16 protein-coding genes are annotated in these 22,222 nt (G+C 71.6%); 5 read left to right on the top strand and 11 right to left on the bottom strand.

Features of this window, described 5'->3' with window-relative positions; all coding sequences use genetic code 11:
• Positions 1-51: 51 nt before the first annotated feature.
• From ACQCO7_RS26210 to ACQCO7_RS26200, 3 genes are all read right to left on the bottom strand, one after another.
• Positions 52-1,923, bottom strand: coding sequence for a serine/threonine-protein kinase (locus ACQCO7_RS26210; protein ID WP_464074096.1), 1,872 nt, complete (start codon positions 1,921-1,923; stop codon positions 52-54).
• A gap of 133 nt (positions 1,924-2,056) precedes the next feature.
• Positions 2,057-4,687, bottom strand: coding sequence for a protein kinase (locus tag ACQCO7_RS26205; RefSeq protein WP_464074095.1), 2,631 nt, complete (start codon positions 4,685-4,687; stop codon positions 2,057-2,059).
• 178 nt (positions 4,688-4,865) lie between these two features.
• Positions 4,866-6,689 (bottom strand): serine/threonine-protein kinase, encoded by a 1,824-nt coding sequence (locus ACQCO7_RS26200; RefSeq protein WP_464074094.1) that lies wholly within the window; start codon positions 6,687-6,689, stop codon positions 4,866-4,868.
• Positions 6,690-7,036: 347 nt separating this feature from the next.
• Between ACQCO7_RS26200 and ACQCO7_RS26195 the strand changes: the two genes are divergently transcribed.
• A complete protein-coding gene (locus ACQCO7_RS26195; protein WP_464074093.1) occupies positions 7,037-8,080 on the top strand; it encodes a serine hydrolase domain-containing protein in 1,044 nt (347 codons plus the stop codon).
• A gap of 187 nt (positions 8,081-8,267) precedes the next feature.
• Here the strand turns inward: ACQCO7_RS26195 and ACQCO7_RS26190 are convergent, their stop codons facing one another.
• Positions 8,268-9,974, bottom strand: a complete 1,707-nt coding sequence (locus tag ACQCO7_RS26190) for a glycerol-3-phosphate dehydrogenase/oxidase (RefSeq protein WP_464074092.1) — start codon at positions 9,972-9,974, stop codon at positions 8,268-8,270.
• A gap of 222 nt (positions 9,975-10,196) precedes the next feature.
• Here ACQCO7_RS26190 and ACQCO7_RS26185 point away from each other — a divergent pair, with 222 nt between their 5' ends.
• The gene (locus ACQCO7_RS26185) at positions 10,197-11,396 is read left to right on the top strand and encodes a nucleotide sugar dehydrogenase (RefSeq protein ID WP_010351760.1); all 1,200 of its coding nucleotides are present in this window, start codon (positions 10,197-10,199) and stop codon (positions 11,394-11,396) included.
• Positions 11,397-12,057: 661 nt separating this feature from the next.
• Here ACQCO7_RS26185 and ACQCO7_RS26180 read toward each other — a convergent pair.
• From ACQCO7_RS26180 to ACQCO7_RS26165, 4 genes are all read right to left on the bottom strand, one after another.
• Positions 12,058-13,182: a GuaB3 family IMP dehydrogenase-related protein gene (locus tag ACQCO7_RS26180; protein ID WP_464074091.1), complete on the bottom strand. Its 1,125-nt coding sequence runs from the start codon at positions 13,180-13,182 to the stop codon at positions 12,058-12,060.
• 116 nt (positions 13,183-13,298) lie between these two features.
• On the bottom strand, positions 13,299-14,801 hold the full coding sequence (guaB, locus tag ACQCO7_RS26175; protein WP_464074090.1) for an IMP dehydrogenase: 1,503 nt from the start codon (positions 14,799-14,801) through the stop codon (positions 13,299-13,301).
• Positions 14,802-15,018: 217 nt separating this feature from the next.
• Positions 15,019-15,606 (bottom strand): sigma-70 family RNA polymerase sigma factor, encoded by a 588-nt coding sequence (locus ACQCO7_RS26170; RefSeq protein ID WP_010351757.1) that lies wholly within the window; start codon positions 15,604-15,606, stop codon positions 15,019-15,021.
• A gap of 347 nt (positions 15,607-15,953) precedes the next feature.
• Positions 15,954-16,565, bottom strand: a complete 612-nt coding sequence (locus ACQCO7_RS26165) for a response regulator transcription factor (RefSeq protein ID WP_003948568.1) — start codon at positions 16,563-16,565, stop codon at positions 15,954-15,956.
• A 378-nt stretch (positions 16,566-16,943) separates the two neighbouring features.
• Between ACQCO7_RS26165 and ACQCO7_RS26160 the strand changes: the two genes are divergently transcribed.
• Positions 16,944-17,270 carry a WhiB family transcriptional regulator gene (locus tag ACQCO7_RS26160; RefSeq protein WP_010351756.1) on the top strand — a complete coding sequence of 109 codons (327 nt, stop codon included), beginning with the start codon at positions 16,944-16,946 and terminating at the stop codon, positions 17,268-17,270.
• Between the two features lie 85 nt (positions 17,271-17,355).
• Here ACQCO7_RS26160 and ACQCO7_RS26155 read toward each other — a convergent pair whose 3' ends face one another.
• Positions 17,356-18,267 (bottom strand): LysR family transcriptional regulator, encoded by a 912-nt coding sequence (locus ACQCO7_RS26155; protein WP_464074089.1) that lies wholly within the window; start codon positions 18,265-18,267, stop codon positions 17,356-17,358.
• 92 nt (positions 18,268-18,359) lie between these two features.
• Between ACQCO7_RS26155 and ACQCO7_RS26150 the strand changes: the two genes are divergently transcribed.
• Positions 18,360-19,028: an MOSC domain-containing protein gene (locus tag ACQCO7_RS26150; protein ID WP_464074088.1), complete on the top strand. Its 669-nt coding sequence runs from the start codon at positions 18,360-18,362 to the stop codon at positions 19,026-19,028.
• 131 nt (positions 19,029-19,159) lie between these two features.
• Positions 19,160-19,933 (top strand): SDR family NAD(P)-dependent oxidoreductase, encoded by a 774-nt coding sequence (locus tag ACQCO7_RS26145; protein ID WP_464074087.1) that lies wholly within the window; start codon positions 19,160-19,162, stop codon positions 19,931-19,933.
• An 87-nt stretch (positions 19,934-20,020) separates the two neighbouring features.
• On the opposite strand, the gene groL is transcribed toward ACQCO7_RS26145, so the two are convergent.
• Entirely contained in the window at positions 20,021-21,646 is a 1,626-nt protein-coding gene (gene groL, locus ACQCO7_RS26140) for a chaperonin GroEL (protein ID WP_464074086.1), read from the bottom strand.
• Between the two features lie 112 nt (positions 21,647-21,758).
• Complete coding sequence (groES, locus tag ACQCO7_RS26135; protein WP_018543953.1) at positions 21,759-22,067, bottom strand: co-chaperone GroES; 309 nt, start codon at positions 22,065-22,067, stop codon at positions 21,759-21,761.
• Positions 22,068-22,222 lie beyond the last annotated feature (155 nt).

Here is a 22,222-nt window from a genome sequence, read left to right as displayed (position 1 = left end):
AGGCCGGAGGGAAGGCAACAAACCGGCCGAAGCGCCCCGCGCCCCCGGCCCTCAGCTCCCCGACCGATCCGCTTCCCGCCAGCTCTTCAACACGGACGTGAACTGCTTGGCCGCGGTGGCCCAGTCCTCCACCGGCGACGACATGTAGATCGCGTACTCCGTCCCGTCATGCGCGACGTACGTCTCCTCGACCGCCCGCCGGGACCCCGGGAACTTCGTGTCCTTGGCGAGCGCCGTCCACGTGTACTCCCACTCGGACCCCTTGCGGTCCCGGTACAGGTTCTCCTCCAGCTTGACGCGCCGGTAGTCGACGAGCCGCTGGAGCTGCTTCTCCAGGTCGATCTGGTGGGCGTGGGGATCGGCGTAGTCGGGCGAGATGTCCATGGCGATGCGGACGAAGTGCTTGCCGTTGTCCGGCGTGTAGTCGATCTGCTTGAGGTCCCCGTCGTCCTGGAAGACCTGCCGGTTCCACCCCTTGGGCAGGGACAGCCCGAACCCGAGCGGATCGTTCACCTCGACCCAGGAGTCGGGCACGGTCCCCTCGACGGCGGACGGACTCGGCGAGGCCCCGGCGGAGGGCGAACCCCCGCTCTGCCGCCCCTCGTCCCACCGCTGGAAGGCGACGGCGGTCCCCCCACCGACGAGCGCGGCGAGCACGACGACGAGCGCGAGCGTCCGCAACCGCCGCCGCTTGGGCGGCGCCTGCCCGGCACCGCCCCCGGTGACGACCCCGGCGGAGCGCACCTCGGCGGAGCGCACCTCGGCGGAGTGCACCTCGGCCCCACCGCCGTACGACGGCACCCCGCCCCCGGCCTGCCCCCCGGACCCGAACCCGCCACTCCCGCCGACAGCCCCGAACCCGCTCCCGTTGCTGCCACCGACAGCCCCGAACCCGCTCCCGTTACTGCCCCCGGCGGCTCCGAACCCGGTCCCGTTGCTCCCCCCACCGACCGTCCCACCCGCAGCCCCACCGGCCCCACCGGTCCCGTAGACCCCGTTGGACCCGCTCCCGAACCCCGCACCCGACCCCGAGTCGAACCCCTGCCCGGACGCCCCGTACCCACCGCCCCCGTACTGCGTGGGCACATACGCCTGAGCCCCATGCGCCCGCCGCCCCTCGGCGACCTCCGCCAGCATCTGTTCGGCCTCGGCGATACCGGGCCGCGTCGCGGGGTCCTTGCGCAGCAGCGCGGTGATGACCGGCCCGAGCACCCCCGCGTGCTGCGGATCGGCGGCCTCTTCCTGGACGACGGCCTGCATCGTGCTCAGCGGGGACGTACGCCGGAAGGGCGAGCGCCCCTCGACGGCGGTGTACAGCGTCGCGCCGAGCGCCCACAGGTCGGAGGAGGGCCCGGGGTCGTTGCCGCGTACCCGCTCGGGCGCGAGGTAGTCGACGGACCCGACGACCTCACCCGTACGGGTGATCGTCGTGTCCCCCTCGATCTGCGCGATGCCGAAGTCCGTGAGGAGCACCCGCCCGTCCTCGGAGAGGAGAACGTTGCCAGGCTTCACGTCCCGGTGCAGCACGCCCGCGGAGTGCGCCGCGCGCAGCGCCCGCAGCACCCACATCCCGATCCGCGCGGCCTCGGCGGGCTCGACCCTGCCGTCCGCCTTGACGGCGTCGGCGAGGGAGCGGCCCTCGACGAGTTCCATCACGATCCAGGGCCGGCCGTCGTGTTCGAGGACGTCGTGGACGGTGACGACGGCGGAGTGGTTGATCCGCGCCGCCGCGCGCGCCTCGGCCCGGGTCCGGGCGAGCAGGACGGGCTGGTCGGCCTCGGCGACGTAAAGGGCGGCGGTCAGCTCCTTGATCGCGACGGCCCGGTGCAGCAGCTCGTCGTGCGCACGCCACACACGGCCCATGCCGCCGCTCCCGATGGAGTCGACGAGCCGGTAGCGGCCCGCGATGAGCAGGCCCTGCATCTGATTCACGTTGCCCCGCAATGCTCTTGACAGGCTCAGCGTAAAGACCGGCCGACGTCCGTGGAACCAAAGGGGGCCCATGGAGACAGCACTGTGACGGTTGTCGCTTCGGATGCGTTCCGGGAACCGGACCTCAGCCGGTGTACCGGTAGCTCTCGGCGGCCTGTTCGTACAGCCGCGTCACCTCGTCCCGCTCCGCCTCCGGCCCTCGCACCTGGACGACGTGGTACCGCCCCGCGATGAGAACTGCCCGGTTGCGCACGAACAACTCCTGCCCGCCGTCACTCGTCCAGGTGAACTGCCCCTCGGCCATCTTCTGCTGCCCGACCTGGATGTTCCTCAGCCCGGACGCGGTCGCCCAACTGGACTGCCGGTAGGGCTCCAGTTCGCTCTCCTTGTCCCGCTGATAGGCCATCGGATCACTCCCGTTGGCCGCGGCGGTGTCCCGCCCGGGTACGACGATCAGCTCGAAGTCCCCGTGCGAGTAGACGACCTGTCCGCGCCCGTTCTTCGGCGACCGGTCCCACCCGTCGGCCACGGCGATCTTGAACCCGGCGTCGTCCGCGCGCAGCGTGAACCCGTCGGCCACGTCGGACCCGGCCTGCGTGGACGTGCCCGCCGTCGTCTCGTCGCCCCCCGGCGTCGACTGGTCGGGCCTGGGTTCGCTGCTGGCGGGCGGCGGCGAGGCGGTCGCCCCGGCGGGCGCGGTGGCACCCGCCGAGGGACCGGGGCTGCTCGCGGCCCCCTCCTCGCCGGCCTTCGGCATGAAGAACACCGCGTACGCGATCGCCCCCGCCAGCAGGAGCAGGACGATCACCAGCAGTGTCCGCCCCAGACTGCGCGGCGAACGCTCCGGCTCGGCGCGCCCCCGCTTGTGCCGGGCGTGCGCGCCTCCCGCGGCGGCCCGCGCCTTGGCCTTGCGCCGGCGCACCAGCTCGCCCTTGCGGCGGATGATCGGCAGCCGTCGCGGGTCGGCGGGCGGCGCGGTGACGACGTACGCCCCGGCCTCCGCCTCGGGCGCCGACCGCACCAGCGACCGCAGCCAGCCGCGCAGCTCCTCGAAGTCCGGCCGCTCGGTCGGGTCCTGGCGCAGCAGCGACTCCACGACCGGCCTGAGCGGCCCGCACTCCTCGGCGAACGCCGGGGGCTCACCGCACACCATCTGGACGAGTTCGGCCGTCGACTCCTCCGGGTAGGGCGCGTGTCCCTGGACCGACCTGAAGAGCAGCGCGCCGAGCGCCCACAGGTCGGTGGCGGGGCCGATGGGCGCGGCCAGCTGCCAGTTCTCGTGGACCGGTCCGGCCTGCTCGGGGGCCCAGCGCTCGGTGACGGGTCCCACGACGGCCATCCGTGCCTGGCGGGCACGCTCGGCGGCGAGGGCGGTGGTCGGGGCGGATGTCGGGGTCGGCTGCTGCGGGACGGTGTGGCCAGGACGAGCGGTGTCTGCCTGGTCAACGGCCGAGGGCGGCAGCGGGGTTCCCGCCGCGAGGTCACTCCATCGGGTGGGAGTGACAGGTGCCTGCGTTGACTCGGGGCGAGGGGTCCGGGGGTCGCGTATGCCGTAGGGGCTGGCGACGTCCGGGGTCTCACGGGTGCCGTGCGGACCGGCGAAACCCTGCGCCCCACCGGCGCCGTAGGGACCGGCGAGCCCTTGCGCTTCGCGGGCACCGTACGGTCCGGCGAGCCCCTGCGCCTCGCTCCCACCGTACGAGCCGGCGCCGCCCTGCCCCTCGCGGGAGCCGTACGAACCGGTGCCGCCCTGCGCCTCGCGCACCCCGTACGGATCGGCGATCTGCCCGTGCGAGCCCTCCCCCCGCGCGCCCGGCAACGCGGTGCGCCCGCTCTCCAGCGCCTTCCCGTTCTGCTCGGCCTCCTGGACCCGGGCCGCCGCCCGCGCGCCCGCGCGGTACGCGGCGATGGCCCCGGCGCGCGCGGCGCGGATGTCCCCGCCGGTCTCCGAGGGCGCGGTGGGCGGGGCGAGTTCACCGGCCGGGGTCGCCGCCGTGCCGTTGCCGAACGTGCCGCCGTTGCCGGTCGCGCCGCCGGGGAGCCGGCCCGCGGCCCGTGCCTCTATCGCGGCCCGCCGCGCGGCCTCGGGGTCCGTCCCGCCGTCCCCGAGGGGCGGCACGGAGACGGTCCTGGGCAGCGGTCCGTCCTCGGTGGGCACCGGGTCGTTCCCGCACAGCGCCTCCTCGGCCGCGCCGACCGCGAGGCCGGTGAGGACGATCCGCCCGTCGTCGCACACGAGGACGGTCCGGGCGGTGATGTTGCGGTGCACCCAGCCGTGCGCGTGCAGCACCCGGAGCGCCATCAGCACGTCGGAGGCGACCTCGGCGGCCCGGTACGGCGTGAGCGGCTTGTCCGCGAGCAGTTCGGCGAGCGGGCGCGCGCCCACGAGTTCGCTCACTATCCACAGCGAGCCGCCCTCGGCGAACACGTCGAAGACCTGGTCGAGCCGGGGATGGTCGGGGATCCGCGCGGCGGCCTGCGCGGCTTCGAGGGCGCGCCGTACGACAGGGTCGGCAGGCCTGCGGGTGCTCACGCCGGCGCCGTACGCGCGCTCGCGCGCGGTGAAGCCCTCCGGCAGCCCCTCCGCGTCGAGGACCTCCGCCTCGACGACCTCGGGCAGCGGCACCTGCCGGACGAGAACCTCCTGACCGCTGTACGTGTCGAAGGCCCGGGTCTCGCTGAGTTCGTACGCCTCGGACGGCGGCAGCGGCAGCCGGTAGCGGTCGGCGAGCACCCGGCCCGCGTAGTCGTCCATCGTGCCTCCCCCGGCCGCCCGGTCTGTCAATTCCGTTCGCGTCGCGCTCCGTTGTGCACCTCGACCCGGATGCATACGGTCCGCGAGCACTCACGATACGTGCCGGAGGCAACCCGCAAAGAGCGGTTGCCATATATCCCGGTCCATCCCCCGTACGGACCGCCCGGAAGCGTCCGTCTCACTTCTTGGGCTGGAAACTCTCCGTGAGCGCCGTCCAGGTGGACTTCCGCAGCTCACCGTCCCAGTCGGCGGCCTTGGCCGTGTACATGAGCGCGTACCCCTGCGTGTCGCTGACGACGAAGCCTCTGTCGATGGTCCGGTACGAGGTACCGCTCTCCGTGTAGGTGAACTCCCAGTCGGCCGTGTTCCAGCCCCGGTAGTCCACCGCCTCTATTCGGATCTTGCGGTACTGCGCGCGCAACATGGACTTCTCCTGGGCCGTCCAGTCCGCGACGGGGTTGCCCTTGGGCGTACTGGTCCAGGCGACGAGCAGCTTCTGCCCGTCCGGCCCGGTGAACCGGTCACCCGCGGAGCTGGCCCTGCCGAACTTCCACCCGGCGGGCAGCCCGATCGTGTACCCCTGTCCGCCCTTGTGCGTCGACACCGCCGCGCCGTCCGCCGAGGGCGACACCTGCGTGCCGGTGCCGCCGGTGGGCGCGGTCCCGCCGGCCGGGGCGGAGGCGCCGGGCTCGGCGGACCGGCCGGCCGACCCGTCCGTGCGCGCGCCGCCCGACTGGTCCTCCTTGGTGCCGACGCCCTCGCTCGCGACGGTCTGCTTGCCGCCCTCCGCGCCCGCGTCGTCGGCGCCGCCGTCCCCGCCGAGGGTGACGGCGAGGACCGTGCCGATCACGGCGAGCACCACGACCACCGCGATGATCACCAGCGTCCGCTTCGGCACCACGTCCGTCAACGGCGCCCGCTGCACCGGCCGCGCGGGCAGGTCCGGCGGCTCCATGACGGGCCAGCCCGAACTGCGCCCGGCCACCGGGGCGTTCGCCGGTGCCGGGCCGCCGCCCACCGCCGGCTCGGTGCGCCCGGCGGCGGGGGCACCGGCCGTGACGGCGGCCTTCCGCGGCTTGTCCGCCTGCTCCGGCGGCGCCACCATCGGCACCGCCTGCGTCACGTCCAGCGGCGGCGGCTCCTCGGCCTCGGGCGCGTAGACGACCCGCTCCAGCAGCCTGCGCGCGCCCGCGTCGTCGAGGCGCCGCACGGGGTCCTTGGTGAGCAGCCCGTAGATGACGTCCCTGAGGGGGCCCGCGTTCTTCGGCTCCTCCAGCGGCTCGGTCATCACCGCCGTGAGCGTCGCGATCGCCGAGCCCTTGTCGTACGGCGGGGCGCCCTCGACCGCCGCGTACAGCAGGCCGCCCAGCGACCAGAGGTCGGCAGCGGGGCCGGGCTTGTGGCCCCGCGCGCGCTCGGGGGCGATGTACGAGGGGGCGCCGACGAGCATCCCGGTCGAGGTGATCGACGGGTCGCCCTCGACCTGCGCGATGCCGAAGTCGGTGAGCACGACCCGGCCGTCCTCGGCGATCAGCACGTTCGACGGCTTCACGTCCCGGTGCAGGATGCCCGCGCGGTGCGCCGCCCGCAGCACGTCGAGGATCGCGAGCCCGACCTCGGCCGCGCGCCGGGGCTTCAGCAGGCCGTCCTCACGGATGACCTCCGCGAGCGAGCGCCCCTCGACCAGCTCCATGACGATCCACGGCCGGTCGTCCTCGTCGACCACGTCGAAGACGGTCACCGCGCTGTTGTTGCGGATCTTCGCGATCGCCTTGGCCTCGCGCAGCGTGCGCGTGATGAGCCGGCGCTTCTCCTCGTCGTCGATGCTCGACGGGAACCTCAGCTCCTTGACGGCGACGGTCCGCCCGAGCGTCTCGTCCTCCGCGCGCCACACCGTCCCCATGCCGCCGCGGCCGAGTACGCCTCCCAGCCGGTACCGCCCGGCGAGGAGACGTGCGCTCTTGTCCTGACGGGATGTCCCCGCCCGCTCCGCCTCCGACATGCGTCCCCTCATGCAACCCGCCCTGACAGAGCCTCCATTGTCCCCTACCCGCCAAGTGCCCGACGCCCAGACCCCCCTCTCCTCGCACCCCTCCTCTTCGCATTCCGGCCAATAGGTGCACCGCCGTTCGGTCATCCTCACCTCCTTCCGCCGACCTCGTCCTCCGTCACCCCGCCACACCCGCCCGGACATTCACCGCACCGGCACCCGAAGTGACCGAACCACCCGCCGCCCGGGGCCAGTTGTCCCCGACCGTCACGTCAACCCCACGCCTCCCCCCTGCCTGTCACACCTCACCCCCATCCGCGGCCTGCATCATGACCCCCACCCACCCGAGGAGGACCGCGATGCCACCGCGCCGGAGCCTGCTGGTCGTGGCCGTCGCCCTGCTCCTGCTGGAACTCGCGGCGGCCGGCTCGCGAGCCACCGTGAACCCGTCCCCGGAGGTTCTGCTCCCCCTGCTGGTCTCCCGGGGGAAGGCCCCGGCCGCCGCCCTGCTGGCACGGACGCCGGACGGCAGCCGGTACGCCTCCGCCGGGACCGGGATCTCCCCGGACGACCACTTCCGGGCCGGCAGCGTCACCAAGACCTTCGTGGCCACCGTGGTGCTCCAACTGGCCGCGGAACACCGGCTGTCGCTGTCCGACCCTGTGGAGCGGCACCTGCCGGGACTGGTGCGGGGAGCCGGCAACGACGGCCGCGCGCTGACCCTGCGCTCCCTGCTCACCCACACCAGCGGCCTGTACGACTTCACCCGGACCACCCGGGGGACCGTCCCGCTCACCGCTCTCCAAGCCGTTCGTCTGGCCCTCACCCACCCTCCGGCCGACCGAGGCCGCTTCTCCTACTCCAACACCAACTACGTCCTGCTCGGCCTGGTCGTCGAACAGGTCACCGGCCGCTCCTACGCCGCCGAGGCCGAGCGCCGCGTCATCGTTCCCCTCCGTCTGGCGGGCACCTCCTTCCCTGGCTCCCGTACGTCCCTTCCCTCACCTCACGGCCGCGCCTTCGCGAGCGACGGTTCCGACGTCACCGATCTCGACCCCCGCGTCGCGGGCGCCGCCGGCGAGCTGGTGACCACGCTCGCCGACCTCGACCGCTTCTACGCGGCGCTGCTCTCCGGTGAACTCCTGCCCCCGCACTGGCTGCGCGAGATGCTGGACACCCGCGCCGCACACGGCTCGTACGGCATGGGCCTGTTCCCCGTGAGGCTGCCCTGCGGTGTCACGGTGTGGGGACACGACGGCCGCATCCCCGGCAGCTACGTCCGCACCGCCGCGACGCCTGACGGCCGGCACGTCCTCACGTTCCGCGTGAACACCACGACGCTGGCGACCCCCGACCTCGAACCGGCCTTGCTCGCTGCCGAGTTCTGCCCGCGTTACCAGTGAAACGGCCGGGTTCCCGGCAAAGATCCCGGCAGGCTGTAGCTCGATCGAGTGACGTTTCCAGGGCGATGCCGGGCAGGTCATCGCCGCCCTAAGGGGCGCGGGGAACTGCGCGATCAGCCACAACGCCGCTGCACCCGCCGACAACCCTCACCAGGCCCCCCATTAGGCGCCTAGAAGTGAACGCCCCTCACAAGGGAACGATGTCCGGCGCCCCCAACCGCGCCGCATCCGCCGTCAGATCATCCGGCTGCCGCTGAGACTCCCGCTCCGCCTCCACCCGCTTCTCGTAATGCTGGACCTCCCGCTCGACCTGCTCCTCGTCCCACCCCAGCACCGACGCCATCAACTCGGCGACCTCGCGGGCACACCGCGTCCCCCGGTCGAACGTCTCGATGGAGATCCGGGTCCGCCGGGTCAGCACGTCGTCCAGGTGCCGGGCCCCTTCATGCGAGGCGGCGTACACGACCTCGGCCCGCAGATAGTCGTCGGCCCCCTGGAGCGGCTCCCCGAGCGAGGGATCCCCGGCGATGAGGTCCAGCACTTCCTGCGCCAACGCGCCGAACCGATTCAGCAGATGCTCGACCCGCACGACATGCAGCCCGGCCCGCGCAGCGATCCGCGCACGCCCGTTCCACAGCGCCCGGTACCCCTCGGCACCGAGCAGCGGCACGTCCTCGGTGACGCACGCGGCGACCCGCTGGTCGAGCCCGTGGACGGCCTCGTCGACCGCGTCCTTGGCCATCACCCGGTACGTCGTGTACTTGCCGCCCGCGACGACGACGAGCCCCGGCACCGGATGCGCGACGGTGTGCTCGCGCGACAGCTTGCTGGTCGCGTCCGACTCGCCGGCCAGCAGGGGCCGCAGCCCGGCGTACACACCCTCGACGTCGTCGCGGGTGAGCGGCGTCGCGAGCACCGAGTTCACGTGCTCCAGCAGGTAGTCGATGTCGGCGCTGGACGCGGCCGGGTGCGCCTTGTCGAGGTCCCAGTCGGTGTCGGTCGTCCCGACGATCCAGTGCCGCCCCCAGGGGATGACGAACAGCACGGACTTCTCGGTGCGCAGGATCAGCCCGGTCGAGGAGTTGATGCGGTCGCGCGGCACGACGAGGTGGATGCCCTTGGAGGCCCGGACGTGGAACTGCCCGCGCGAGCCGACCATGGCCTGCGTGTCGTCGGTCCACACCCCGGTCGCGTTGACGATCTGCCGGGCCCGGATCTCGTACTCCCCGCCCGCCTCGACGTCCTGCACGCGCGCGCCGACGACCCGCTCCCCCTCCCGCAGGAACCCGGTCACCCGCGCACGGTTGGCGGCTTTCGCGCCGTACGAGGCCGCCGTGCGCACCAGCGTGGCGACGAAGCGGGCGTCGTCCATCTGGGCGTCGTAGTACTGGAGCGCGCCGACGAGGGCGTCCTTGCGCAGGGCGGGGGCGACGCGCAGGGCGTGACGGTGGCTCAGGTGGCGGTGCGTGGGCAGGCCCCGGCCGTGGCCCCGGGCCATCGACATCGCGTCGTAGAGGGCGACGCCCGAGCCCGCGTACAGCCGCTCCCAGCCCTTGCGCTTCAGCGGGTAGAGGAACGGGACCGGCTTGACCAGGTGCGGCGCGAGGCGTTCCAGGAGCAGGCCGCGTTCCTTCAGCGCCTCGCGGACGAGGGCGAAGTCGAGCATCTCCAGGTAGCGCAGTCCGCCGTGGATGAGCTTGCTGGAGCGGCTGGAGGTGCCCGACGCCCAGTCGCGCGCCTCGACCAGGCCGGTGGACAGGCCCCGGGTGACGGCGTCGAGGGCTGTCCCCGCGCCGACCACCCCGGCTCCGACGACCAGTACGTCGAGTTCGTGCTCGGCCATGTCCGCCAGTGACTCGGCCCGCTGCACCGGTCCCAGTGTCGCTGTCCTCACCGTCGTCTCCCGCCGTCGATCACCTTGCCCTCGCTCAGATTCTGACCGCCTTGTCCGCGTCAGGCCACACCTGTGGACAACACGCCCGGCCAATCCCACATAACGGTCATATTTACTCCTAGTCTGACATTGCGCTCGCTCGTTCAGTCCACAGGGCTTGCGCGCCCGCCCCGCTTCGGTTAACCCCACCGTTCTCGGTGACTGGGAAGGACGGCCCACTCCATGCCCGCAGATCTCGCCGTCATCGGACTCGGCCCGCTCGGCCTCCCCCTGGCCCAGGCAGCGGTCGCCGCAGGCATCCCCACCATCGGCTACCGCACCGGCCCGGAACCCGGCTCCCTCACCCCCGCCGAACTGCGCCGGATGCTCGCGGGGGGCTTCCGGATCGTCACGGACCCCGCCGAACTCGGCCGCGTCCGTACGGCGGTGATCTGCGCGCCCACCCCGCGCGACGCGGACGGCGGACTCGACCTCGGCCAGGTGGAGTCGGCCGCGCGCACCCTCGCCGGTCACCTGCGCCCGCACACCACCGTGATCCTCGAATCGCCGGTGCACCCCGGGACGACCGAGGACTTCCTGCGGCCCCTCCTGGAGGAGACCTCCGGCCTGCACGCGGGACGCGACTTCCACCTCGCGCACTCCCCCAGCCGCGTCGACCCCGGCAACCGCGCCTTCACCCCGGCCAACACGCCGAAGGTCATCGGCGGCCTCACGCCCGCGTGCACGGAGTCCGCCGCCGCGTTCTACGGCCGCCTCACCGACAAGGTCGTCCGCGCGCGCGGGCTGCGCGAGGCGGAGACTGTGCAGCTCCTGGAGACCAACTTCCGGCACGTCAACATCGCGCTCGTCAACGAGATGGCGATCCTCTGCCACCGTCTGGGTGTCGACCTCTGGGACGTCATCCGCTGCGCCGAGACCAAGCCGTTCGGCTTCCAGGCGTTCCGCCCGGGACCCGGCGTCGGCGGCCACTCCGTCCCCCTAGACCACCCCGGCGGCCCCCTGCGCATGGTCGAACTCGCCCAGCAGGTCAACACGCGCATGCCCCGGTACGTCGTCCAGCGCGCCGCGGCTCTCCTGAACGAATACGGCAAGTCGGCGCGCGGCGCCCGCGTCCTCCTCCTGGGCGTCACCTACAAGGCGGACCTGGCCGACCGCCAGAACACCCCCGCACACGAGATCGCGGTCCGCCTGATGGAGCTGGGCGCCTCCATCAGCTACCACGACCCCCACGTCCCCTCCTGGAACGTCCTCGACCGCCCCGTCCCCCGCGCCGACTCCCTCTACGAGGCCGCCGCCGACGCCGACCTGACGATCCTCCTCCAGCAGCACCGGACGTACGACCTTCAGGGGTTGTCGGTGAAGGCGCAGCTACTGCTGGACACGCGGGGGGCGACCCCTACGGGGGCGGCGCATCGGTTGTGAAAGGGGGCGCGAAAGAGGAGCGCACTTCTGGGGTTGGTGGCGCACGGCAGGCAGGGGCCAGTACCTTGGAAGCAGGCGGAGTCGGCCGCAGAGGGCACTGGGGCAGACTCGCGGATGGGCTACAGGGTGTCCGCCCCTGGTTCTCGCAGGGACGGCCATTCACCATCCCGCCTAAAGAGTGGGAGCCCACCACAGCAGGCACTGCGGCAGGCTCCCGGATGGTTCATGGGTGCTCCGCCCCTATGTTTCTTAGGGGCGGCCACTCACCATCCAAACAGCCGCAAGATCCACCTCCTCTTGAACTGGACCATCCGAAGACGGACCTTGTCCCAGCGGGTGGGCTTGCGATGGCGTCCCATGGGCGCCCCCTTCCACGACGCCGCCCGATAGCCCGGTAGAGCGGCTCGTCTGGAATCGGGCCGGGCCCCGAGGGGACGGGGTCCGGATCAAGTCCTTGGAAGGGGGCGCTACCAGAAAACCTGGGCGCCACGAGAAGGACGCTATCGCCCGATGATCAGCAGAAACCTTCCGTCAAACCTCTTTCACCACCGCACGCCCCCCACTTCACTTCTCGCGCCGCCACCAAAAGCCTCAAGAAAAACGAAAAGGAGCCGATCACCGCACCCACGGCAACCGGCCCCTCCAGGCGTCGTACGACCGACTACCGCCGATCCTGCGAATCCGCGACAGCCACCTCGACCCGCTGGAACTCCTTCAGCTCGCTGTACCCGGTCGTCGCCATGGCCCTGCGCAGCGCGCCGAAGAAGTTCATCGACCCGTCAGGCGTGTGGGACGGCCCGGTGAGGACCTCCTCGACCGTGCCGACGGTCCCGAGGTCGACCTTCTTGCCGCGCGGCAGCTCCTCGTTGACGGCCTCCATGCCCCAGTGGTGCCCCTTGCCGGGCGCATCGGTGGCACGGGCCAGCGGGGAGCCCATCATGACGGCGTCGGCGCCGCAGGCGATCGCCTTGGGCAGGTCGCCGGACGAGCCGACCCCGCCGTCGGCGATGACGTGGACGTACCGCCCGCCGGACTCGTCCATGTAGTCGCGGCGCGCGGCGGCGACGTCCGCGACGGCGGTGGCCATCGGGACGCGGATGCCGAGCACGTTGCGCGTGGTGTGCGCGGCGCCGCCGCCGAAGCCGACGAGGACGCCCGCCGCGCCCGTGCGCATGAGGTGCAGCGCGGCCGTGTACGTGGCGCAGCCGCCGACGATCACCGGGACGTCGAGTTCGTAGATGAACTGCTTGAGGTTGAGCGGTTCGTGCGACCCGGAGACGTGCTCGGCGGAGACCGTCGTCCCCCGGATGACGAAGATGTCCACGCCCGCGTCGACGACGGCCTTGGAGAACTGGGCCGTGCGCTGCGGGGAGAGCGCGGCGGCGGTGACCACGCCCGCGTCGCGCACCTCCTTGATGCGGCGGCCGATCAGCTCCTCCTTGATCGGCGCGGCGTAGATCTCCTGGAGGCGGCGGGTGGCCTGCTCGGAGGGCAGCTCGGTGATCTCGTCGAGCAGCGGCTGCGGGTCGTCGTAGCGCGTCCAGAGCCCTTCGAGGTTGAGGACGCCGAGGCCGCCCAGCTCGCCGATGCGGATCGCGGTGGCCGGGGAGACGACCGAGTCCATGGGGGCGGCCAGGAAGGGCAGTTCGAAGCGGTAGGCGTCGATCTGCCAGGCGATCGAGACCTCCTTCGGGTCCCGCGTACGACGGCTGGGGACGACGGCGATGTCGTCGAAGGCGTACGCCCGCCGGCCGCGCTTGCCGCGCCCGATCTCGATCTCAGTCACGTCTGTGGCCTTTCCCTGTTGCGTTGCAGCGTCTCCCAGTATCCCCGACGGGTATGACAAAGGCGGCCCCGGAGTTCCCGGGACCGCCTCGATCGGGCCTCACGCGCGTGTGAAGGTCACTTGCGGCTGTAGTTCGGCGCCTCGACGGTCATCTGGATGTCGTGCGGGTGCGACTCCTTCAGACCGGCCGAGGTGATCCGTACGAAGCGGCCCTTGCTTTCCATCTCGTCGATGGTGGCGGCGCCCACGTAGCCCATGGTCTGGCGCAGGCCGCCGACGAGCTGGTGCAGGACGCTGGAGAGCGGGCCCCGGTAGGGCACCTGGCCCTCGATGCCCTCGGGGACGAGCTTGTCGTCGGCGGAGACCTCGGCCTGGAAGTAGCGGTCCTTGGAGTACGACTTGCCCTGGCCGCGCGACTGCATGGCGCCGAGCGAGCCCATGCCCCGGTACGACTTGAACTGCTTGCCGTTGATGAACTGGAGCTCGCCCGGGGACTCCTCGCAGCCCGCGAGCAGCGAGCCCAGCATGACCGTGTCGGCGCCGGCGGCGAGGGCCTTGCCGATGTCGCCGGAGTACTGGAGGCCGCCGTCGCCGATGAGCGGGATGCCTGCCGCGCGGGCGGCGAGGGACGCCTCGTAGATGGCGGTGACCTGCGGGACGCCGATACCGGCGACCACGCGCGTGGTGCAGATCGAGCCGGGTCCGACGCCGACCTTGATGCCGTCGACACCGGCGTCGATGAGGGCCTGCGCGCCGTCGCGGGTGGCGACGTTGCCGCCGATGACGTCGACGTTCACGCTGGACTTGATCTTCGCCATCCAGCTGAGGGCGTTGCTGTTGTGGCCGTGGGAGGTGTCGACGACCAGGAAGTCCACGCCGGCCTCGGCGAGCGCCTGGGCGCGCTCCAGGGCCTCGGGGCTGGCGCCCACGGCGGCACCGACGATGAGGCGGCCGTCGGCGTCCTTGGCGGCGTTCGGGTACTTCTCCGCCTTGACGAAGTCCTTGACGGTGATGAGGCCCTTGAGGATGCCCGCGTCGTCGACGAGGGGCAGCTTCTCGATCTTGTGGCGGCGCAGGAGTTCCATCGCGTCGCTGCCGGAGATGCCGACGTGGCCGGTGACCAGCGGCATCGGGGTCATGACCTCGCGGACCTGGCGGGCACGGTCGTTCTCGAAGGCCATGTCGCGGTTGGTGACGATGCCCAGGAGCTTGCCGGCGGGGTCGGTGACCGGGACGCCGCTGATGCGGAACTTCGCGCACAGGGCGTCGGCCTCGGCGAGGGTCGCCTCCGGGTGGACCGTGATCGGGTCGGAGACCATGCCGGACTCGGAGCGCTTCACGAGGTCGACCTGGTTGACCTGGTCCTCGACGGACAGGTTGCGGTGCAGCACGCCGACGCCGCCGAGGCGGGCCATGGCGATCGCCATGCGGGACTCGGTGACCTTGTCCATGGCGGCCGACAGCAGGGGGATGTTCACCCGGACGTTGCGGGAGACGCGGGACGAGGTGTCGACCGCGTTCGGGAGGACCTCGGAGGCTCCCGGCAGCAGCAGCACGTCGTCGTAGGTCAACCCGAGAGTCGCGAACTTGCCGGGCACTCCGTCGACGTTGGCAGTCATGACACCTTCCCCAAATGGCCTTGATCGGTGCGGATGTCCATGCTAACGGGAAGCAGGGGCCGCAAATTCCACGGTACGAGGTGACCTCGGGCTTCGTATGTTCGTACGGAGCCGACGGGCGACCTGTTCAGCCGGGGCCCCGTCCGCGCGCGGGCGCCGCTCGGCACTCCGCTCGACAGGTAAGGGGCGTCTCCCTGGAGCCCGCCCCTTACCGTTGTCACTGCTCCGCCAGCGCCCGCAGCCTGCTCAGCGCGCGGTGCTGGGCCACCCGGACCGCGCCGGGCGACATGCCGAGCATCTGTCCGGTCTCCTCCGCCGTCAGCCCCACGGCGATCCGCAGCAGGAGCAGTTCGCGCTGGTTCTCGGGGAGGTTGGCGAGGAGTTTCTTGGCCCACGCGGCGTCGCTGCTGAGCAGGGCGCGCTCCTCGGGGCCGAGGGAGTCGTCGGGCCGCTCCGGCATCTCGTCCGAGGGGACGGCCGTGGAGCCGGGGTGGCGCATGGCGGCGCGCTGGAGGTCGGCGACCTTGTGGGCGGCGATGGCGAAGACGAACGCCTCGAAGGGGCGCCCGGTGTCCCGGTAGCGCGGCAGGGCGAGGAGGACGGCCACGCAGACCTCCTGCGCGAGGTCCTCCACGAAGTGCCGCGCGTCCCCGGGCAGACGCGACAGGCGCGTACGGCAGTAGCGCAGGGCCAGGGGGTGGACGTGGGCGAGCAGGTCATGGGTCGCCTGTTCATCGCCGTCCACCGCGCGATGGACGAGGGAGCCGATCGTTCCCTGGGCACGGACCGCCTCGTCATCACGCATCGGTCCATGGTGCACCGAGGCCGTCTCGTCCGTGGCTCCGTGTCCTTCGTTGTGCACCGAAGCGTTATGAGCAGGTGCGCCGGAACTCATACCCCGCGCCCTCCCCTCCCGCTCGGCCGACTCGTCCCCGAGGAACTCCACACCTCAAGCATGCGGCATCCCCGCCGAAACGAGCAGCGCCCCTCCGGGGAACCGGCCCGCACGACCCGCGCCCGCCGGCTCCCACCACCCCACCCACCAGCGGAGAGTGAGGAGACGACAGCCGCCGGAAGCACACTCGGAATGTGTCCAAGATGACTCCGGGAGCACGGCTTCCCCGCGAGCGTCCGGCACCGTCGGCGCGGGACTCAGCGGACGAGCCCCCACCGGAACCCGAGAGCCACCGCGTGCGCCCGGTCGGACGCGCCCAGTTTCTTGAACAGCCGTCGCGCGTGCGTCTTGACGGTGTCCTCGGACAGGAACAGTTCGCGCCCGATCTCCGCGTTGGACCGCCCGTGGCTCATCCCTTCGAGCACCTGGATCTCGCGCGCGGTGAGCGTCGGTGCGGCGCCCATCTCGGCGGACCGCAGCCGGCGCGGCGCGAGCCGCCAGGTCGGGTCGGCGAGGGCCTGCGTGACGGTCGCGCGCAGTTCCGCGCGGGACGCGTCCTTGTGCAGGTAGCCGCGGGCCCCGGCAGCGACCGCGAGGGCCACGCCGTCCAGGTCCTCGGCGACGGTGAGCATGATGATGCGCGCACCGGGGTCGGCGGACAGCAGCCGCCGTACGGTCTCGACGCCGCCCAGGCCGGGCATGCGTACGTCCATCAGGATCAGGTCCGAGCGGTCCGCACCCCAGCGGCGGAGGACTTCCTCGCCGTTGGCCGCGGTTGTCACGCGCTCGACGCCGGGCACGGTCGCGACCGCGCGGCGCAGCGCCTCTCGGGCAAGCGGGGAGTCGTCGCAGACGAGGACGGAAGTCATGGCCGCCCTCCGCAGCTGATGCGCGTCACCTTGTGCCTCCAGGCTGGTACGTATTCACCTGTGCGGTCGACCGGCTCGGACATCTGCCCGAGCTTTTGTGTTTTCAACCGCCTCCGCACTCTCAACGACGGTCACTCGAAAGAGTTACGGGGCTGCGTAGCCTCTTCGGCACTCTACGTGAGGGTGCTCGGACGGTGCAGACAGGCGCAACAGACCCTCGCCGTTTCATCACAACCGGTGCCCCATTTAGACCCATTTCTTCCCTTTAGGTGGTGTCTAGGGCTAGATTCGCGATGAGTCATATTTTCATCTCCTTAGATCGTAGTTGTACGGTCGTGGGCACCGTATCCGCTCAGCACGGCTACAAGGGGTCACGTAATGGCAGATTTCTCCCGCCTTCCCGGACCGAACGCGGACCTGTGGGACTGGCAGCTCCTCGCTGCCTGCCGCGGGGTCGACAGCTCGCTCTTCTTCCACCCTGAGGGCGAGCGCGGGGCAGCCAGGAGCGCTCGCGAGAACTCGGCCAAGGAGGTCTGCATGAGGTGTCCGGTCCGCGCGCAGTGCGCGGCGCACGCACTGGCGGTGCGTGAGCCGTACGGCGTGTGGGGCGGACTGACCGAGGACGAGCGCGAGGAACTGATGGGGCGGGCACGAAGCCGCCTCGTCACGGCGTCGGTCGAGACGGCCGCCGTTTCGAACACATGAAGGAACGTTTCTTCTAACGGAAGGGTCACACCACCGGAAGTCTGACCGTCCGAGGCCGGGGCACGCACACGCGCGCCCCGGTTTCTCACTGCCGTACGGCGGCCCGCTCCAGCTCCTCCAGCGTCGCCGCCACCGCGGGCACGCGCGCGAGGTCGGGCAGCGTGAGGGCGACGACCTCGCGCCGGACGGCCGGCTCCAGCGCCAGCGTGCGCACACCGCGCGGCCGGACGGACTCCAGGGCCAGCCGGGGCAGTACGGCGACCCCGAGCCCCGCCGCGACCAGGCCGACGACCGCCGGGTGGTCGTCGGTCGCGAAGTCGATCCGCGGGGTGAACCCGGCGCTCTCGCACACCTCGACCAGCTGACGCCGGCAGCGCGGACAGCCCGCGATCCAGGGCTCGCGCGCGAGATCGGCGATCCCGACGGCCGCCGCGCGCGCGAGGGGGTGCCGTTCGGGAACGAGGGCCACGAGCCGGTCGGTCAGCAGGGGCCGTACGACGAGGTCGGCCCACTCCTCGGTGTCGGCCGCCGTGCCTCGGGGGCTCTCGTACCGGAAGGCGAGCGCCACGTCGCAGTCGCCCTCGCGCAGGAGGGTGACCGAGCCTGGCGGTTCGGCCTCCTCCAGGAAGACGCGGGTGCCGGGGTGGGCGGCGCGCAGGGCGGCCAGGGCGGCGGGGACGAGGGTCGAGCTAGTGCTGGGGAAGGAGACCAGGCGGACCCGGCCGGCGCGCAGGCCCGCGATCGCGGCGATCTCCTCCTCCGCGGCCGTCAGCCCGGCGAGGATGCCGGACGCGTGCCGCACCAGGGCCTCGCCCGCCTCGGTGAGGCGCATCTCGCGTCCGCCGCGCACCAGCAGCGGGGTGCCGACGGAGGTCTCCAGCGCCTTCATCTGCTGGCTGACGGCCGGTTGGGTGCAGCCGAGTTCGCGGCCGGCGGCGGAGAAGGAGCCGGTGGTGGCGACGGCGCGCAGAACGCGCAGATGGCGGGCCTCTATCACCGGGCGAGCATAGCCCCGGCCATAAGTAGCTCTTGGGTATGACAGCCAAAAGTATGTCGACTCTTTGAGGTCCGCTCGATTACGGTGCGTACATGAAGATTCTGTCCGTGAACCTGGGGCGGCTGGCGGCCGTGCCGTACACCGATCAGCCGCAGGGCCTGACCGGGATCGACAAGCGTCCGGTGGCGGGGCCGGTGCGGGTGTCGGCGCCGGGGCCGAAGGGGACCGGCGGGAGCGGGCTCGCCGGGGACGAGATCGCCGACCTGCGCCACCACGGCGGGGACGACCAGGCGGTGTACGCGGTCGCGCGGGAGGATCTCGACGCCTGGGAGCGCGCGCTGGGCCGGCCGCTGGCCGCCGGGGCGTTCGGGGAGAACCTCACGACCGAGGGGGTGGACGTCTCGGGGGCGCTGATCGGGGAGCGGTGGCGGATCGGCGCGGAGGTGGTCCTGGAGGTGACGACCGGGCGGATCCCCTGTCTCACCTTCCAGGGCCACCTGGGCGAGAAGCAGTGGGTCAAGCGGTTCACCCGCGAGGCGGCGCCGGGGGCCTATCTGCGGGTGATCGAGCCGGGTGAGATCCGCGCGGGCGACCCGCTGGAGATCGTGCACCGGCCGGAGCACGACGTGACGGTGGCGGTCGCGTTCCGCGCGGTCACCACCGAGCGGGAGCTGCTGCCCCGGCTGCTGGCGGCGGGCGAGGCGCTGCATCCGGAGGAGAGGGCGCGGGCGCTGAAGTACGTGGAGAGACACGGCGGCTGAAACGACGTCAGGGATGCTTTGTCCAGGGCGGCGCAGGGAGTGTCACCAAGCCGTTGCCGAGGGGTTCTCAGCCCTCGGGAAAGCCCCTGGGGCATACGGACGCGCGCACGGTGGCCGCCTACGCTTCTGCCATGACAACGGCTCTGATTACGGGATCGACCGCGGGGATCGGTGCCGCGTTCGCGCGGCGGCTGGCGGCCGACGGGCACAACCTCGTGCTGGTGGCGCGCGACACGAAGCGGCTGCGCGAGCAGGCGACGGAGTTGCACGACCGGCACGGCATCGAGGCGGAGGTCCTCACCGCGGACCTCTCCGAGGACGCCGGCATCGAGGCGGTCGCCACCCGTCTCGGTGACCGCAAGAACCCCGTCGACCTGCTGGTCAACAACGCCGGTTTCGGCAACAAGGGCCGTTATCTCGACGTCTCCATGGCGGACGAGCTGACCATGCTCAAGGTGCACTGCGAGGCCGTCCTGCGGCTCACGTCCGCCGCCGCCGAGGCGATGCGGGAGCGCAGACGCGGGGGCGTGGTGAACGTCGCCTCGGTCGCCGCGTTCCTGCCGCGCGGCACGTACGGCGCGTCCAAGGCGTGGGTCGTCCAGTTCACCCAGGGCGCGGCGAAGGACCTCGCGGGCAGCGGCGTACGCCTGATGGCCCTGTGTCCCGGCTTCGTGCGTACGGAGTTCCACGAGCGCGCCGGTATGGGTACGGACAACATTCCCGGCTGGATGTGGCTCGACGCGGACAAATTGGTCACGGCCGCTCTCCAGGATCTCGCCCGCGGCAAGACGGTCTCCATCCCGGACCCCCGCTACAAGGCCCTCATGGGCGTCGTGAAGATGGCACCCCGGGGGCTGCTGGGCGGGGTCTCGTCGAAGGCGGGGCGCAAGTACGGGCCGCAGTGAGCGCTCCCCCCGGTTTCCCGTACGGCGCCGGGAACGGGGAAACCCGGCACCCCCCGAGAGGGTGCCGGGTTTCTGTGCACTCGGAGGTCAGTGCGAGTGGCCGTGGGAGTGGCCCGCCGCGGCCGGCTCCTCCTCTTCCTTCTTCTCGACGACCAGGGTCTCGGTCGTGAGGAGGAGGGAGGCGATGGAGGCGGCGTTCTCCAGGGCGGAGCGGGTGACCTTGACCGGGTCGATGACGCCGGCCTTGACCAGGTCGCCGTACTCGCCGGTCGCGGCGTTGAAGCCCTGGCCCTTGTCGAGCTCGGCGACCTTGGAGGTGATGACGTAGCCCTCCAGGCCGGCGTTCTCGGCGATCCAGCGCAGCGGCTCGACGACGGCCTTGCGGACGACGGCGACACCGGTCGCCTCGTCGCCGGTCTTGCCGAGGCCGCCCTCCAGGACCTTCGCGGCGTGGACGAGCGCGGAGCCACCGCCGGAGACGATGCCCTCCTCGACCGCGGCGCGGGTCGCGGAGATCGCGTCCTCAAGGCGGTGCTTCTTCTCCTTGAGCTCGACCTCGGTCGCGGCGCCGACCTTGATCACGCACACGCCGCCGGCGAGCTTCGCGAGGCGCTCCTGGAGCTTCTCGCGGTCCCAGTCGGAGTCCGTGTTCTCGATCTCGGCCTTGATCTGGGCGATGCGGCCCTGGACGGCGGAGGAGTCACCGGCGCCGTCGACGATCGTGGTGTCGTCCTTGGTGATGGTGACGCGGCGCGCGGAGCCGAGCACCTCGAGACCGACCTGGTCGAGCTTGAGGCCGACCTCCTCGGAGATGACCTCGGCGCCGGTCAGCGTCGCCATGTCCTGGAGCATCGCCTTGCGGCGGTCGCCGAAGCCGGGCGCCTTGACGGCGACGGCGTTGAACGTGCCGCGGATCTTGTTGACGACGAGCGTGGAAAGGGCCTCGCCCTCGACGTCCTCGGCGATGATCAGCAGCGGCTTGGAGGCGCCGGTCTGGATGACCTTCTCCAGCAGCGGCAGCAGCTCCTGGATGGAGGAGATCTTGCCCTGGTTGATGAGGATGTAGGGGTCCTCCAGGACCGCCTCCATGCGCTCCTGATCCGTCACGAAGTACGGCGACAGGTAGCCCTTGTCGAAGGCCATGCCCTCGGTGAAGTCCAGCTCCAGGCCGAAGGTGTTGGACTCCTCGACGGTGATGACACCGTCCTTGCCGACCTTGTCCATCGCCTCGGCGATCAGCTCGCCGACCTGCGTGTCCTGCGCGGACAGCGCGGCGACGGCGGCGATGTCCGCCTTGTCCTCGATCGGGCGGGCGGTCGCGAGGAGGTCCTCGGAGACGGCGGCGACGGCCGCGTCGATGCCCTTCTTCAGCAGCGCCGGGGAGGCACCCGCGGCGACGTTCTTCAGTCCCTCGCGGACCAGCGCCTGGGCGAGCACGGTGGCGGTGGTGGTGCCGTCACCCGCGATGTCGTTGGTCTTGGTCGCCACCTCCTTCACCAGCTGGGCGCCGAGGTTCTCGTACGGGTCGTCGAGCTCGACCTCACGGGCGATGGTGACGCCGTCGTTGGTGATGGTCGGCGCGCCGAACTTCTTGTCGATGACGACGTTGCGGCCCTTGGGGCCGATCGTCACCTTGACCGTGTCGGCCAGCTTGTTGACGCCGCGCTCAAGGGCGCGACGGGCGTCCTCGTCGAACTTCAGGATCTTCGCCATGACAGCGGGTGCCCTCTCGGAAAATCTATGGGTGGAAAAACGCCGCGCCCCCGGCACCCGGCTCCATCAAAGGATCGCGGTGCCGGGGGCGCGGCTGAAAAACTGAAGTGTCCTACTTCTCGATGATCGCGAGCACGTCGCGAGCCGAGAGGACGAGGTACTCGTCACCGTTGTACTTGACCTCGGTGCCGCCGTACTTGCTGTAGAGAACGATGTCGCCGACCTTCACGTCGAGCGGCAGGCGCTCGCCGTTCTCGAACCGGCCCGGACCCACGGCGAGGACAGCGCCCTCCTGGGGCTTCTCCTTCGCGGTGTCCGGGATGACCAGGCCGGAGGCCGTGGTCTGCTCGGCGTCGAGCGGCTGGACCACGATGCGGTCCTCAAGCGGCTTGATGGCAACCTTGGAGCTGGCGGTCGTCACGATCCGACCTCCCCCTTCGGAGATCTCACGGGGTTAACTGTCTGAGGTGGCGACCAGGTGGATCCGTCGTCGCGGGTGCCGGACCTGCCCGTCGCGTTGTTGGCACTCTCCAGTGGGGAGTGCCAGACCTGAGACTATGACCGCGATTAGCACTC

Source organism: Streptomyces saintjeani, from assembly GCF_055409605.1.
The sequence above is the reverse complement of the archived record's forward strand: the minus strand, read 5'-3'. Positions and strand labels throughout refer to the sequence as shown.